The 13,942-nt window shown below is 74.2% G+C and carries 13 protein-coding genes; 6 read left to right on the top strand and 7 right to left on the bottom strand.

The annotated features are described in order from the left end of the window. The first annotated feature begins 6 nt into the window (after positions 1 to 6). Both CP977_RS10260 and CP977_RS10255 read left to right on the top strand, forming a co-directional pair. Positions 7 to 1,641: an HtaA domain-containing protein gene (locus CP977_RS10260; RefSeq protein ID WP_152369951.1), complete on the top strand. Its 1,635-nt coding sequence runs from the start codon at positions 7 to 9 to the stop codon at positions 1,639 to 1,641. Positions 1,642 to 1,724: 83 nt separating this feature from the next. After that, positions 1,725 to 2,393, top strand: coding sequence for a PhzF family phenazine biosynthesis protein (locus CP977_RS10255; RefSeq protein ID WP_062756165.1), 669 nt, complete (start codon positions 1,725 to 1,727; stop codon positions 2,391 to 2,393). 24 nt (positions 2,394 to 2,417) lie between these two features. Here the strand turns inward: CP977_RS10255 and CP977_RS10250 are convergent, their stop codons facing one another. Together CP977_RS10250 and map are read right to left on the bottom strand one after the other, a co-directional pair. Then, a complete protein-coding gene (locus CP977_RS10250) occupies positions 2,418 to 3,068 on the bottom strand; it encodes a biliverdin-producing heme oxygenase (protein WP_062756167.1) in 651 nt (216 codons plus the stop codon). A 126-nt stretch (positions 3,069 to 3,194) separates the two neighbouring features. Continuing rightward, entirely contained in the window at positions 3,195 to 4,052 is an 858-nt protein-coding gene (gene map / locus CP977_RS10245) for a type I methionyl aminopeptidase (RefSeq protein WP_062756169.1), read from the bottom strand. Positions 4,053 to 4,113: 61 nt separating this feature from the next. Between map and CP977_RS10240 the strand changes: the two genes are divergently transcribed. Next, entirely contained in the window at positions 4,114 to 4,347 is a 234-nt protein-coding gene (locus tag CP977_RS10240) for a hypothetical protein (RefSeq protein WP_079131231.1), read from the top strand. A 48-nt stretch (positions 4,348 to 4,395) separates the two neighbouring features. Here the strand turns inward: CP977_RS10240 and CP977_RS10235 are convergent, their stop codons facing one another. Both CP977_RS10235 and CP977_RS10230 read right to left on the bottom strand, forming a co-directional pair. Then, positions 4,396 to 5,811, bottom strand: a complete 1,416-nt coding sequence (locus CP977_RS10235) for an MFS transporter (protein WP_152369950.1) — start codon at positions 5,809 to 5,811, stop codon at positions 4,396 to 4,398. A 126-nt stretch (positions 5,812 to 5,937) separates the two neighbouring features. Then, positions 5,938 to 6,540: a hypothetical protein gene (locus CP977_RS10230; protein ID WP_152369949.1), complete on the bottom strand. Its 603-nt coding sequence runs from the start codon at positions 6,538 to 6,540 to the stop codon at positions 5,938 to 5,940. A gap of 105 nt (positions 6,541 to 6,645) precedes the next feature. Between CP977_RS10230 and npdG the strand changes: the two genes are divergently transcribed. Then, positions 6,646 to 7,368, top strand: coding sequence for an NADPH-dependent F420 reductase (gene npdG, locus CP977_RS10225; RefSeq protein WP_152369948.1), 723 nt, complete (start codon positions 6,646 to 6,648; stop codon positions 7,366 to 7,368). A gap of 47 nt (positions 7,369 to 7,415) precedes the next feature. After that, entirely contained in the window at positions 7,416 to 7,658 is a 243-nt protein-coding gene (locus CP977_RS10220; protein ID WP_183953191.1) for a hypothetical protein, read from the top strand. Positions 7,659 to 7,682: 24 nt separating this feature from the next. Here CP977_RS10220 and CP977_RS10215 read toward each other — a convergent pair whose 3' ends face one another. Beyond that, entirely contained in the window at positions 7,683 to 8,480 is a 798-nt protein-coding gene (locus CP977_RS10215; protein WP_062756177.1) for a site-2 protease family protein, read from the bottom strand. Positions 8,481 to 8,743: 263 nt separating this feature from the next. Here CP977_RS10215 and CP977_RS10210 point away from each other — a divergent pair, with 263 nt between their 5' ends. Beyond that, entirely contained in the window at positions 8,744 to 12,028 is a 3,285-nt protein-coding gene (locus CP977_RS10210) for an ATP-binding protein (protein WP_152369947.1), read from the top strand. 20 nt (positions 12,029 to 12,048) lie between these two features. Here CP977_RS10210 and CP977_RS10205 read toward each other — a convergent pair whose 3' ends face one another. Both CP977_RS10205 and CP977_RS10200 read right to left on the bottom strand, forming a co-directional pair. Beyond that, positions 12,049 to 12,918 carry an ABC transporter permease gene (locus CP977_RS10205; protein WP_062756179.1) on the bottom strand — a complete coding sequence of 290 codons (870 nt, stop codon included), beginning with the start codon at positions 12,916 to 12,918 and terminating at the stop codon, positions 12,049 to 12,051. After that, entirely contained in the window at positions 12,915 to 13,907 is a 993-nt protein-coding gene (locus CP977_RS10200; protein ID WP_062756181.1) for an ATP-binding cassette domain-containing protein, read from the bottom strand. The genes CP977_RS10205 and CP977_RS10200 overlap by 4 nt, the downstream gene beginning before the upstream one ends. Positions 13,908 to 13,942 lie beyond the last annotated feature (35 nt).

Genomic DNA, 13,942 nt, shown 5'->3' with positions numbered 1-13,942 from the left:
TCCGCCATGGCCATGACCATGCGCCGTTCCGTCACCCTGGCCGCCGCCGTCGCCACGGCCGCCGCCCTGGGGACGGGCGCCCTCGCCCTCGCCCTGCCCGCGGCGGCCGAGGGTGCCCCCCCGATGACGCTGACCGACGGCACCCTCGACTGGGGCATCAAGCAGTCCTTCCGTTCGTACCTCGCGCAGCCCTTCGCCCACGGGAAGACCACGGTCGAGGGCGGCGCCCGGCAGGCCGCCGGCAACGGCGTGTTCACGTTCGTGGACGGCACCGGCACGTACGACACGGTCGGCCACGGCACCGCCACCTCCTTCAAGGGCGGCGTCCACTTCGAGGCCCACCAGGGCGCCCTCGACATCCGCATCTCGGACGTCAGGCTGTCGACGAAGGGCACGGCCGCGCCGACCGGCGAGATCACCGCCGACGTCGTCACCAAGGAGAAGGACGGCACCTTCAGCACCCGCTCCGACATCCCCTTCGCCGCCCTCGACATGAGCGGCGTCAAGCCCGGCCGGGGCGACGGCGGCGCCATGGTCTTCAAGGACATCCCGGCGAAGCTGACGAAGGAGGGCGCCGCGGCGTTCGCGGGCTTCTACAAGGAGGGCGACGCGCTCGACGCGGCCACCCTCACCGTGAAGGCGGGCAGCCGGCCGACCAGCCCGACCCCGACCAGCCCGACTCCGACCACCACCACGCCCACGAGCCCGGCCCCGACGAGCACCACGCCCACCGGCCCGGCCCCGACGAGCACCACGCCCACGAGCCCGGCGCCCACCAGCACCGGCCCGACCGGCCCGGCCCCCACGACCACCGCGCCCACGAGCCCGGCCCCGACCGGCACCACCACCCCGTCGGCAACCGGCCCGGCGAAGGTCGTCAACGGCAGGCTCACCTGGGGCGTGAAGGAGAGCTGGCAGCGGTACGTCGGCGAGATCTGCGGCGGCACGGTCACCGCCTCCGAGGGCGCGAAGAAGAACGGCGCGGCCTACGACTTCGGCTTCGTCAAGGCCGACCTCGACGCCCAGGCCCGCAAGGCCGAGGCCGCCTTCTCCGGCCGCCTCGCCTTCGTCTGCGAGGCGCACGGCATCCGGTGGACCGTCTCCGACCTCAAGGTGAAGGCGGCCGGCGCCACCGGCACCCTGACCGCCGACGTCACCTCCGCCACCGGCACCCGGCAGGACGTCGCCCTGGTCGACCTGGACCTGTCGAAGGCCGACTGGGCGGCGAAGGACCGGGTCGTCACCCTCGCGGACGTCCCGGCGAAGCTGACCGCGGCGGGCTCCGCGAGCTTCAGCGCCCCCGGCGGTCAGGGCGGCTACCCGGCGGGCACCGCCATGGACCCGGTGACCGTCTCCTTCTCGCTCGACAAGGGCGCCACGCTGCCCCCGGCCACCGACGGCACCTCCGGCTCCGGCACCTCCGGCTCCGGCACCTCCGGCACCGGCGGCTCGTCCACCACGGGCGGTGGCACGGTCGGCGGCGGCACCGCGGGCGGGGCCGGCACCGTCGGCGGCTCCGGGGCCCTCGCCGCCACCGGCTCGGACGTCCCGACCGGCCTCCTCGCCGGGGTCTCCGCCCTGACCGTCGCGGCCGGCGCGGCCGTCGTCGTCGCGGTCCGCCGCCGCGCCACGGCCTCCTGATCCGCCACCCCCCACCAGGCAGGGCCGCACCCGGAATCCGGGTGCGGCCCTGCCCCCTTGCGGACGGATGGTTGAATTCCGCCATGAACACGACCGCCACTGACATCGACGTCCTGCGGGTCTTCTGTGCGGGCGACGGCCGGTACGGCAACCCCCTCGGGGTCGTACGGGACGCCCGTACCCACCCCGACGAGTCCTCGCGGCAGGCGCTCGCCAAGGAGCTCGGCTTCAGCGAGACGGTGTTCGTGGACGACCCGGAGCGCGGGCTCGTGGACATCTACACGCCGGGCCTGCGGCTGCCGTTCGCCGGGCACCCGCTCGTCGGCGCGGCCTGGCTCCTCGACCTGGAGGTCGTCCACCCGCCGGTCGGCGAGGTGTGGGTGCGCGGCGACGGGGAGTTCACCTGGATCGAGGCGCGCGCGGAGTGGGCCCCGCCCCGCACCCTGCGCCGGTACGCCTCCGCCGCCGAGGTGGAGGCCCTGGAGGTGCCGGAGCCCGGGGAGTGGATCTACGCCTGGGCCTGGGAGGAGGAGGCCGCCGGGCGGATCAGGGCGCGGGCCTTCCCGGGGCGCGGCGACGGCATCGAGGAGGACGAGGCCACCGGCGCGGCGGCGCTGCTCCTCACGGCGGAGCTGGGACGGGCCCTGAACATCACGCAGGGCCGGGGTTCGCAGCTGCTGACCGCCCCCGGCCCCGACGGCATCGTGGAACTCGGCGGACGCGTCCGCCTGGAGGGCACGCTCACGCGCTGACCCCCCGTACCGTTCGGAAGGGCATCACGCGCTCAGCGGGAACTCGCTCCCGAGCTGGTGGAAGACCGCGCTGTTGAAGTCGAAGGCGCGCTTGCACTCGTCGACGATCCGCTGCTTCTCCAGGTCGTCGGCGTTCACCCCGTCGAGCAGCTCCCGGTACGCCCGCTTGAACGCGGCCGGGTTGGAGATCTCCTCGAAGACGTAGAAGCGGACGCCGTCGCCCTTGCGCGCGAAGCCCCAGGTGCGCTCCGCCTTGTCGCGGATGATCTGACCGCCCGACAGGTCGCCCAGATAGCGCGTGTAGTGGTGCGCCACGTAGCCGGCGGGCCACTCGCGGGCGCACTCGGCGACCCGCTCGGCGTACGCCACCGTGGCCGGGAGCGGCGAGAGGCCGTCGCGCCAGTCCGGGCCCCGCAGATGGGCGAGGTCCTGCTCCAGGGCGGCCGTGCGGAACAGCTCGGGCTGTATGAACGGCCCGGCGACCGGGTCCCCGCGCAGCGCCTCCGCGCCCTCCTCCAGGGCCCGGTAGACGAACCAGAGCTGCTCCGTGTAGCGCGCGTAGGCGTCGACGCCCAGGCGCCCGCCGAGGAGGTCACCCATGAAGGACGACGTCTCCGCTTCGGTGTGCTGCTCGTGCGACGCCGTGCGGATGAGCGTCGAGAAGGGCGTGTCCAAGGCGTGCCTCCGGGACCGATGGGACGGGAACCGGTGACGATCCTGCCAAGTTAGGCTTACCTAAGTCAACTGGTTCCCGACGTCCTGTCGGTAAAAAAGCTACCCACTTCCCGGGGCGGGGCAACGTCAGGGCAGGGTCAGGATCTCCGCTCCGTCGTCCGTCACGACGAGGGTGTGCTCGAACTGGGCCGTCCGCTTGCGGTCCTTGGTCACCACGGTCCAGCCGTCGTCCCACATGTCGTAGTCGTGGGTGCCGAGCGTCAGCATCGGCTCGATGGTGAAGGTCATGCCCTTCTTGATCTCGGTGGTGTGGTGCGGGGAGTCGTAGTGCGGCACGATCAGGCCGGAGTGGAACGACGAGTTGATGCCGTGGCCGGTGAAGTCGCGCACGACCCCGTAGCCGAACCGCTTGGCGTACGACTCGATGACCCGCCCGACGATGTTGATCCGGCGGCCCGGCTTCACCGCCTTGATCGCCCTGTTCAGGGCCTCCCGGGTCCGCTCCACGAGCAGCCGGGACTCCTCGTCGACGTCGCCGCAGAGGTAGGTGGCGTTGTTGTCGCCGTGCACGCCGTTGATGTACGCGGTGACGTCCAGGTTCACGATGTCGCCGTCCCGCAGCACCGTGGAGTCCGGGATGCCGTGGCAGATGACCTCGTTGACCGAGGAGCACAGCGACTTCGGGAAGCCGCGGTAGCCGAGGGTGGAGGGGTAGGCGCCGTGGTCGCACATGAACTCGTGCGCGACCCGGTCGAGCTCGTCGGTGGTGACGCCGGGGGCGATGTGCTTGGCGGCCTCCTCCATCGCCTGCGCGGCGATGCGGCCGGCGATCCGCATCCGCTCGATCGTGTCGGAATCCTGCACCTCGGGCCCGGTGTACGGGGTCGGTGCGGGCTTCCCGACGTACTCGGGGCGGCGGATGGAACCCGGAACGGAGCGGTGGGGGGAGAGCTCCCCCGGTACGAGAAGCGACTGGCCAGACATGCCAGCGAGTCTAACGACCGGGTCTGGGGCAGCATGGTCCCGAGGGAAGGAGCCGAAGACGATGGCCCTGTTCAAGAAGCGCACAGTGGGCAAACCGGGCGAGTGGTACTACTGCCTGGAGCACAAGACGGTCGAGGAGGGCCCCGAATGCCCCTCGAAGAACCGTTTCGGCCCCTACACCACCCGTGAGGAGGCCGCCCACGCCATGGAGACCGCCCGCGAGCGGAACCTGGAGTGGGAGACGGACCCGCGCTGGCACGACGCCGGCGGGAAGAAGGACGAGAGCCCCGAGTAGGCCGGCCCGGAGCCGGGACCCGGGACGGGCGTACGCCGCCGGTGCCGCTCAGGCGGTGTCGGCGGCCTCCGCGCGGGCCTCCCCGGCGGGCTGCGTGCGGGTCTCCCCGGCGGCCCCCGCAGGGGCCTCCCCGGTCGCCGCCGCGCGGGCCTCCCCGGCGGCCTCCGCAAGGGTCTCCCCGGCCGCCGCCTCCCGCTGCCGCGCCCGGCGCCGCAGCGAGTCCTCGTCGGTCTCGGAGTCGTACGTCAGGAGCTTCGGCAGCGTCAGGCAGAGCAGGCCCACCGAGGCCACACAGGCCACGCCGCCCGTCCAGACCGCCGTACGGGTGCCGGTCCAGCCCGCCATCACGCCCGCCCGCACCTGGCCCAGCTGCGGGCCGACGCTGTACGAGAGCACCTCGATGCCCGCGAGCCGGCCGCGCAGCTCCTCCGGGATCGTCTGGTTCCAGATGGTGGAGCGGCCCAGACCGCTCAGCATGTCGCCCGCGCCCGCGAAGGCCAGGCAGAGCAGCACCAGCCACACGTTCCCGAACCAGCCGGCCGCCGCGATCGCCAGGCCCCAGGCCGTCGCGCCCCCGGCCACGAGCAGCCCGTGCCGCCGCACCTTCGAGGTCCAGCCGCTGGTCAGGCCGAGGAGCAGCGAGCCCACCGAGCCCGCCGCGTACATCAGGCCCAGCGACCAGTCCGCGTCCAGCTCGTCCGCGAGGAACGGGAAGATCGCGTTCGGGAAGGCGAAGAACATCGCCGCCAGGTCCACCGCGTACGTGCCGAGCAGCACCGGCCGCGACCAGGCGTACCGCGCGCCCTCCGCGATGCCCCGCAACGACGGCTTCTCCGCGTCGTGCGCGGGCGGCGCGGGGGAGAGGCGCCGGCACATCAGGACCGAGACCGCGAAGCCGCAGGCCGTCACCGCGTACGCGGGCGCGTGCCCCGCGAACGCCACGACCAGGCCCGCGATCGAGGGGCCCGCGATGGCGCCCATCTGCCAGCGCAGCGAGTTGAGGGCGGCCGCCGCCGTCTGGTGCTCGTGCGGCACGATCCGGGCGAAGAGCGAGTCGAGCGCGGGCCGCTGGAGCCCCGCGAGCGCCGAGACGCCGGCCGCGACCACGTACAGCGGCCAGAGCATCGGCTCCGGCAGCATCGCGTTGACCAGCAGGACCAGGGCGAGCGTGCCGAGGCCCGCCTCGGTCCACAGGATCACCCGCCGCCGGTCCACCGCGTCCGCGAGCGCCCCGCCGTACAGGCCGAAGACCACGAGCGGCACCAGCTCGACCGCGCCCATCGCCCCGACCGCGAGCGGCGAGTTCGTCAGCTCCTTGATCTGGAGCGGCAGCGCGATCATCGCCATCGCGCTGCTGAAGAACGTCACGAGCCCCTGCACCCACAGGAGCCGGAAGTCGCGGGAGGCGCGCCAGGGCGCCAGATCGGGCAGAACGGCGGAGAGCTTGGAGAGCGCGGGGGACACGAGGGGTCATGTTCCGTCCGAAAGGTGCTGAGGGCAACCTGATTATCGGCGAGCCCCGCCGACGAGCCGGGGCGGGGCCCGCCGATGACCCGCCGACGACCCGGGGACGGGCCGGCCTCCAAGCTCCTACCAGCGCTTCGGCGGCGGTGCCGTCAGGCGGTCCGCGAGGGCCGAGAGGCGGTCCCGGAAGCGGCGGCTCCCGCGCGGCGACGGCAGGCTGTTCTCCCCGGCCGCCGCGCTCACCAGGTGCTGCACCGTGTCCAGGTCCACTCCCGTCCCCTCCGCCACCGCCAGCGTCTCGTGCGCGACCCCCCGCACCTCCGGATCGCCCCGGTCGAGCGTCAGCACCGTCGCCCCCGCCCGCCGGGCGTCGTGCACCCGCTGGAGCAACCCCGCCCCCGGCCGCTCCGGCGCCACCATCAGGAGCGTCGCCCCCCGCCCCGCCGCCTCCAGGCGGCCCAGACCCACCGCCAGGTGCGCCGGGGCGTCCGGCCGCACCCGGTGCCGCACCAGCGTCGGCGCCAGCTCCTGCAGCCCCGACCAGGCGGACTCGTCGACCAGATGCGCCGCCAGGTGCCACGGCTCGTACTCCTCCGTGCCCACCAGGAGCAGCCCGCCCCCGTGCGAGACCACCGAACCCCGCAGCGCCCCCGCGAACCGGCGGGCCGCCCCCGGCCACTCCGTCCCGGCGAGCACTTCCCGCAGCAACGCGACCCGTACGGCATCCATGCGGACGCATCCTGTACGACGCCGGGCCCGCGCGCGGCCGAATGCCGGGGGATCACCCGTACGGGAGGCGGCCCGGCGGTCCGACCGGTCGGTAATGTCGGGGCCATGACTTCCTCCAGCGCACCCCAGGACCCCACCCCCGAGGCCGCCAAGGCGCCCAAGGACCCGTGGGACCTCCCCGACGTCTCCGGGCTCGTCGTCGGCGTCCTCGGCGGCACCGGCGAGCAGGGCCGCGGCCTCGCCTACCGGTTCGCCCGGGCCGGACAGAAGGTGATCATCGGCTCCCGCTCCGCCGACCGCGCCCGGGACGCGGCCGCCGAGCTGGGCCACGGCGTCGAGGGCGCCGACAACGCCGAGACCGCCCGCCGCAGCGACGTCGTGATCGTCGCCGTGCCGTGGGACGGCCACGCCAAGACGCTGGAGTCGCTGCGCGAGGAGCTGGCCGGCAAGCTCGTCGTGGACTGCGTCAACCCGCTCGGCTTCGACAAGAAGGGCGCCTACGCCCTCAAGCCCGAGGAGGGCTCCGCCGCCGAGCAGGCCGCCGCGCTCCTCCCGGACTCCCGGGTCACCGCCGCCTTCCACCACCTCTCCGCCGTCCTCCTCCAGGACACCTCCCTGGACGAGATCGACACCGACGTGATGGTCCTCGGCGAGGAGCGCGCCGACGTGGAGACCGTCCAGGCCCTCGCGGGCCGCATCGCCGGCATGCGCGGCGTCTTCGCCGGCCGGCTGCGCAACGCCCACCAGGTCGAGTCGCTGGTCGCCAACCTGATCTCGGTCAACCGCCGGTACAAGGCCCACGCGGGCCTCCGGGTCACCGACATCTGAGGACGTTCGCGCCGGGGAGGCGAGCCGGAGAACGGGCGCTTCCGGGCATGGGGGACACTGGACGGGCACCGAGACCCATCCGCACCGGACAGGAGCCGACCCCCATGCCCCGCCTCGCCCTCTACGCCCTCGTGGTCTGCGCCCTGGCCGTCGCCGCGGCCGTCGTCTCCTTCGTCCAGGGCAGCTTCCTCGGCATCGTCTGGGTCCTCCTGGCCGGCCTCTCCTCCAACATGGCCTGGTACTACCTCCGCCGCGCCAAGGCCGAGAAGGAAGCCGCCGCCCAGGCCTGAGCCGGGCCCGGGCCCGTCCCGGGGCTAGACCCCGCAGACCTCCGGCGGCGTTCCCTCCCAGAACCGGAACAGCTGCGAACCGCAGTACCGGCTCAGCTCCGGCACCCCGAGGGACCGCATGAGCGCGTCGATCGCGTCGAAGAAGGCGCCGTTGACCGCCGGGACGAACAGCAGCGCGATCACGACGAAGAAGCCGTACGGCGCGTACGGCTCGATCTGCCGCTTCACCTTGTACGACAGCCAGGGCTCCACCACCCCGTACCCGTCGAGCCCCGGCACCGGCAGCATGTTCAGGAGCGCCGCCGTCACCTGGAGGAACGCCAGGAACGCGAGCGCGTACCGGAACGCCGGCGGCACCCCGTCCAGCGCGCCCAGCCAGAACGGGGCCGTGCACACCAGCGCGAAGAGCACGTTCGCCAGCGGGCCCGCCGCCGAGATCAGGCTGTGCTTCCAGCGCCCCTTGATCCGCCCCTGCTCGATGAAGACCGCGCCGCCCGGCAGACCGATCCCGCCCATGATCACGAAGAGCACCGGGAGCACGATGCTCAGCACCGCGTGCGTGTACTTCAGCGGGTTCAGGGTCAGATAGCCCTTCGCGCCCACCGTGATGTCCCCGCCGTGCAGTGCGGTCCGGGCGTGCGCGTACTCGTGCAGGCAGAGCGACACCACCCACGCCGAGGTCACGAAGAGGAAGACCGCCAGGCCGGGCAGGGCGGCGAAGTCCGTCCACACCGCCCAGCCGGTGACGGCCATGACGGCGAGGATCGCCAGGAAGACGGGGCTGATCCGCCGTTCGTGGCTCCGGGTGGTGGCCGTGGTCATCGCGGGGGCTCCCAGGGGGACGGGGAAGTCTGGTGTGCGGGAAACGTACCGGGGACGGGTCCGGTTCCGGCGCCGGGTTCCGGTCCCGGCTTCCGGTGCCGGCCCCCGGTCCCTGGTTCCGGTACCGGGCGGAGAACCGGGGTGGCTCCGTCCCGGGCGGCTTCCCGCCGGGTGGCTCCGGCCCGTACGGCCCCGCCGGGCGGCCCCGCCCCGGACAGCTCCCCGCCGGGAGCGCGGTCCCGGCGCTCACGGAGAATGGGCCCGTGCGCTACTCCGTCCTCGGCCCCACCCTCGCCCACGCGCCCGACGGCACCGACGTGGCCGTCGGCGGCCCCCGGGTCCGCGCGCTGCTCACCGTCCTCGCCCTGCGGGCCGGCCGCCCCGTGCCCGTGCGGGACCTCGTGGACGAGGTCTGGTACGGCGACGAGCCGCCCGCCGACGCGGTCGCCGCGCTCCAGGCCCTGGTCGGGCGGCTGCGCCGGGCCCTCGGCCGGGACCGGGTGGTCTCCACCGAGGGCGGCTACCGGCTCGACGCCCGGCCCGAGGACATCGACCTCCACCGTTTCGAACGGCTCGCCGGCGAGGGTGCGGCCGCGCTCGCCGCCGGGGACGCGGGGCGGGCGGCCGTCCTGCTCGACGAGGCCCTGGGGCTCTGGCGCGGCCCCGCCCTGGCCGACCTGCCGGACCGGGCCGCCGAGGCCGCCCGGTGGGAGGCCCGCCGCCTCGACGCCCGCCGCGCCCGGCTCGGTGCCGCCCTGGCCCTCGGCGACGCGCCCGCCGTCCTCCCCGAACTCACCGCCCTCTGCGAGGCCCACCCGCTGGACGAACCCCTCCAGGGGCTACGGATCAGGGCCCTGCGCGACACGGGCCGGGCCGCCGAAGCACTCGTCGCGTACGAGTCGATCCGCCGCGCCCTCGCCGAACGCCTCGGCACGGACCCGTCCCCGGCCCTGCGCGTCCTCCACGCGGAACTGCTCGCCGGGAGGACGGCGGCGCCGGAACCGGCCCCAGCCCCGGGAAACCTGCGCGCGCGGCTCACCAGCTTCGTCGGCCGCGACGAGGAGATCGCCGCCCTCAGGGAGGACCTGCGGACGGCCCGGCTCGTCACCCTGCTCGGCCCCGGCGGCGCCGGGAAGACCCGCCTCTCGCAGGAGGCCGCCGAACGCGACGCCGGGGCCTGGCCCGACGGCGTCTGGATCGCCGAACTCGCCCCCGTCACCGCCCCGGAGGCCGTGCCCGAGGCCGTCCTCGCCGCCGTCGGCGCCCGCGAGACCGTCCTGCGCGGCGCCGGCGCCGAGGAGCTGCGGACCGGGAACGACCCCCTCGCCCGGCTCGTGGAGCACTGCGCCGGACGCCGGATGCTGCTGCTCCTCGACAACTGCGAGCACGTGGTCGGTGCCGCCGCCGACCTGGCCGAGACCCTGCTCGCCCGCTGCCCCGGCCTGCGGATCCTCGCGACGAGTCGGGAGCCGTTGGGGGTGCCGGGGGAGGTGGTGCGGCCGTTGGGTCCGCTGCCGGTGGGGATGGCGCTGCGGTTGCTGGGGGAGCGGGGGGCGGCGGCGCGGCCGGGGTTCGTGGTGGGGGAGGACCGGGGGGCGGCGGAGGAGGTGTGCCGGCGGCTGGACGGTTTGCCGCTGGCGGTCGAGTTGGCGGCGGCGCGGTTGCGGATGTTGTCGTTGCGGCAGATCGCGGAGCGTCTGGACGATCGTTTCCGGTTGTTGACGGCGGGGGCGCGGACGGTGTTGCCGCGTCAGCAGACGTTGCGGGCGGTGGTGGACTGGTCGTGGGACCTGCTCGATGATCCGGAGCGGGTGGTGCTGCGGCGGCTTTCGGTGTTCACGGGCGGGTGCGACCTGGCGGCGGCGGAGGCGGTGTGCGCCGGCGGCGGCGGGCCCGGGGACGTGCTGGACGTGCTGGGCGCGTTGGTGGACAAGTCGTTGGTGGTGGCCGCTCCGGTGGACGGGGGGATGCGGTACCGGTTGCTGGAGACGGTGGCGGAGTACGCGCGGGAGCGGTTGGAGGAGGCGGGGGAGCGGGCGGGGGTGGAGCGGCGGCACCTGGCGTACTACCGGGAGCTGGCCCGGCGGACCGATCCGGAGCTGCGCGGGCCGGGACAGGTCGCCGCCATCACCCGCTTCGGGACCGAGTACGGCAACCTCCGCACCGCCCTGCGCCGGGCCGTCGACGCCCGCGACGAGGACGAGGCCCTCGTCCTCGTCCACTCCCTGCTCTGGTACTGGCAGCTGCGCGACCTGCGCACCGACGCCCTGTACTGGGCCGAGGCCGCCTCCGCCCTCGGCCCCGACCCGTTCGCGCCGCCCGCCGCCCCCGTCGTCCCCCTGCCCGAGCCGTGCACGGCCGCGCCGCCGCCGCTCTCCGAGGCGCAGCGCTGGGAGGCCCGGCGCGGGGTCCGGCTCGTCGAACTCATCAACATGAGCCACGAGACCGGCCGCTGGACCACCCCCGAGGGCGTCCGGCGGCTGCGCGAGATGACCGCCGGGTACGACCCCGGCCTGCCCCAGTCCTGCCGGCTGCCCGGCTCCTTCGCCGTCTTCGCGATCCTCCTCATCGGGGAGCCCGGCCGGCTCGGCGAACTGCTCGACGCCACCGTCGAGGCCTGCCGCCGGCACGGCCACGCCTGGGACCTCGCCAACATGCTCCAGCTGCGCGCCAACATGCTCGCCAACCGGAGCGACCGGGCCGCCGAGGCGCTCGCCGACGCCGACGAGAGCCTGGAGCTCTTCGCCCGGTTCGGGGACGCCTGGGGCGCGGCCGAGGCGTTCTCCTCCCGGGCCGAGGCCCGGGAGCGGCGCCTGGAGTTCGCGGAGGCGGCCGCGGACTTCACCGCCGCCATCGGCTGTGCCGAACGGATCGGCGCCCAGGCGCAGGTGCTGCTCCTGCGCGCCCGGTACGCCGGCGTCCTCGTCGAGCTGGGGCGGTTCGCCGAGGGCGAGGCGATCCTGCGCGAGATCCTGGACGGCGACCACGGCCTGGGGCACGAACCCCGGCTCGGCGCCCGCATGATCCTCGCGACGGTGCTCGGCCGCGGCGGACGCACCGCCGAGGCCCGCGAGCACCTCCGGGCGCTGCTGAAGGAGTTCGACTCGGAGGCCCTCGCCCTCTTCGAGGGCTTCGCCTTCGGCGGCCTGGGCTGGCTGGACGTCCTCGACGGCCGGTACGCCTCCGGGCTCGCCCTCGCCGCGAAGGCGTACGCGTACTCCCTGAGCCCGCTGTCGCTGATGATCGGCCCGCAGATGCCGGCGGTCCACCTGATCGTCGCCGCCTGGGCCCTGGCCGGACTCGGCGGACCTGCGGCGCGGACCGGCGCGGTGCTGCTCGGCGCCAGGGACGCACTGCTCCCGCCGGCTCACCTGCCGCCGCCGACGGAGCGGGAGCAGCTGGAGCGGGCCGTCGCGCTCGCCCGTTCCGCGCTCGGCGACGCGGAGTTCGAGGCGGCACGCGCCGAGGGCGACGGCCTCTCCTTCGAGGAGGCCGCCGCCCTGCTCGGCCGCGCCGTCGACGCGATCGGGGCGCGCACCGGGTCCTGACCGTCCGTGGACGCCCCGGCTCAGGTCTTCTTGCGGAACTTGGCGACCGCGATCGGCGCCGTGACGACCGTGATCAGCACCGACCAGCCGAGGGTCATCCACACCGAGTGGGCGACCGGGCCGCCGTTGACGAGGTTCCGCGCGGCGTCGGCGAGGTTGGAGAGCGGGTTGTAGTCGGTGAAGGCCTCCAGCCAGCCGGGCATCGAGGTCGGCGGGGCGAAGATCGAGGAGCCGAACTGGAGCGGCATCAGGACCAGCATCGCGACCCCCTGGACCGCCTGGCTCGTCTTCATGGTGAGGCCGAGCAGGATGAAGATCCACATCAGCGAGGCGCCGAAGACCATCGACAGGCCGATCGCGGCGAAGAGGTCGAGGACCGAGGTCTTGATCTCCATGCCGAGCAGGAAGCCCATGCCGAGCAGGATCGCGGTGGCGATCAGCATCCGGCCGACCTCGACGACGATCTTGGCGATCAGGACGGAGGACCGGGCGATCGGCATCGTCCGGAACCGGTCCATGACCCCCTTCTTGAAGTCCTCGTTCACGCCGGTGCCGACGGCCATGGCGATGTTCATGCCCATCATCGCCATCAGGCCGGGCGTCACGTAGTTCACGTACGCGTCGTTGTTGCCCTTGCCCGCGATCGCGCCGCCGAAGACGTACACGAACAGCAGGATGAAGACGATCGGCATCAGGACGGCGTCGAACATCGACTCCGGGTCCTGCTTGATCTGGAGGGCGTTGCGCCGGGCCAGGGCGCCGATGTGGCGCAGGTTGGCCCGCAGGCCGATCCGGCCCTCGCCGGGCAGCGCCCGCGCCGGGCCCGTGCCCGGGTCCGGGGCGCCGGCGGGGGTCTTGGAGAGCGGTGTGGTCGTGGTGGCGGTGCTCATGCGGCGACCTCCTCGGGAAGCGCGTCGGACACGGGCGTCTTCTGGCCGGTGATCGCCAGGAACACCTCGTCCAGGCTGGGCAGGTGGGTGCCGATGTGGGCGATGCCGAAGCCGCGCGCGCCGAGCAGGCCCACGACGGCGGTCAGCTGCTCGTCGGCGAGGATCGGCACGTACAGCGCGCCCTCGTCGGGGACGACGGTCGCGCCGGCGACGCCGTCGAGACCGGTCTCGCGCAGCGCGGCGGCCATGGCGGTCAGGTCGGCCGGGTCCACCGGGCGCACCTTCAGGGTGCGGCCGCCGACCCGGGCCTTGAGGTCGTCCACCTTGCCGTTGGCGATGACCTTGCCGCGGTCGACGACGGTCAGCTCGCTCGCGAGCTGCTCCGCCTCCTCCATGTACTGGGTGGTGAGCAGGACGGTGGCGCCCTCGGAGACCATCCGCCGGACCTCGTCCCACACCTCGTTGCGGGTGCGGGGGTCGAGGCCGGTCGTCGGCTCGTCCAGGTAGAGGACGGCCGGGTTCCCGATCATCGAGGCGGCCAGGTCGAGCCGCCGGCGCATGCCGCCCGAGTAGTTCATCGCGGGCCGCTTGGCGGCCTCGGTGAGCGAGAAGCGCTCCAGGAGCTCGTCGGCGCGGGCCCGGGCGTCCTTGCGGGAGAGGTCGAGCAGCCGCCCGATCATGTACAGGTTCTCCCAGCCGGACAGCTTCTCGTCGACCGAGGCGTACTGGCCGGTGAGGCCGATGGTGCGGCGCAGCTGGCGGGGCTGGCGCACCACGTCGTAGCCGGCGACGGTGGCGGTCCCGGCGTCCGGGACGATCAGGGTGGACAGGCAGCGGACGAGGGTGGTCTTCCCGGCCCCGTTGGGCCCGAGGACCCCGAGGACCGTGCCCTCCCGGACGTCCAGGTCGACCCCGTCGAGGGCCTTCGTCTCGCCGAAGTGCTTCACGAGGCCCCGTACCTCGACGGCGTTGGTGTGTGATCGCGTCATGGCCCCTACTAGACCAGCCGCCACCGACAACGCCC

Origin of the sequence: Streptomyces cinereoruber, from assembly GCF_009299385.1 — a bacterium.
Lineage (GTDB): Bacteria > Actinomycetota > Actinomycetes > Streptomycetales > Streptomycetaceae > Streptomyces > Streptomyces bikiniensis.
This window is presented reverse-complemented; position numbering and strand designations above follow the sequence as displayed.

Coding starts and splice junctions, on each gene's coding strand:
- CP977_RS10260 (WP_152369951.1), top strand. CDS start 7: ATGGCCATGACCATGCGCCGTTCCGTCACCCTGGCCGCCGCCGTCGCC.
- CP977_RS10255 (WP_062756165.1), top strand. CDS start 1,725: ATGAACACGACCGCCACTGACATCGACGTCCTGCGGGTCTTCTGTGCG.
- map (WP_062756169.1), bottom strand. CDS start 4,052: ATGTCTGGCCAGTCGCTTCTCGTACCGGGGGAGCTCTCCCCCCACCGC.
- CP977_RS10240 (WP_079131231.1), top strand. CDS start 4,114: ATGGCCCTGTTCAAGAAGCGCACAGTGGGCAAACCGGGCGAGTGGTAC.
- CP977_RS10230 (WP_152369949.1), bottom strand. CDS start 6,540: ATGGATGCCGTACGGGTCGCGTTGCTGCGGGAAGTGCTCGCCGGGACG.
- npdG (WP_152369948.1), top strand. CDS start 6,646: ATGACTTCCTCCAGCGCACCCCAGGACCCCACCCCCGAGGCCGCCAAG.
- CP977_RS10220 (WP_183953191.1), top strand. CDS start 7,416: ATGGGGGACACTGGACGGGCACCGAGACCCATCCGCACCGGACAGGAG.
- CP977_RS10215 (WP_062756177.1), bottom strand. CDS start 8,480: ATGACCACGGCCACCACCCGGAGCCACGAACGGCGGATCAGCCCCGTC.
- CP977_RS10205 (WP_062756179.1), bottom strand. CDS start 12,918: ATGAGCACCGCCACCACGACCACACCGCTCTCCAAGACCCCCGCCGGC.
- CP977_RS10200 (WP_062756181.1), bottom strand. CDS start 13,907: ATGACGCGATCACACACCAACGCCGTCGAGGTACGGGGCCTCGTGAAG.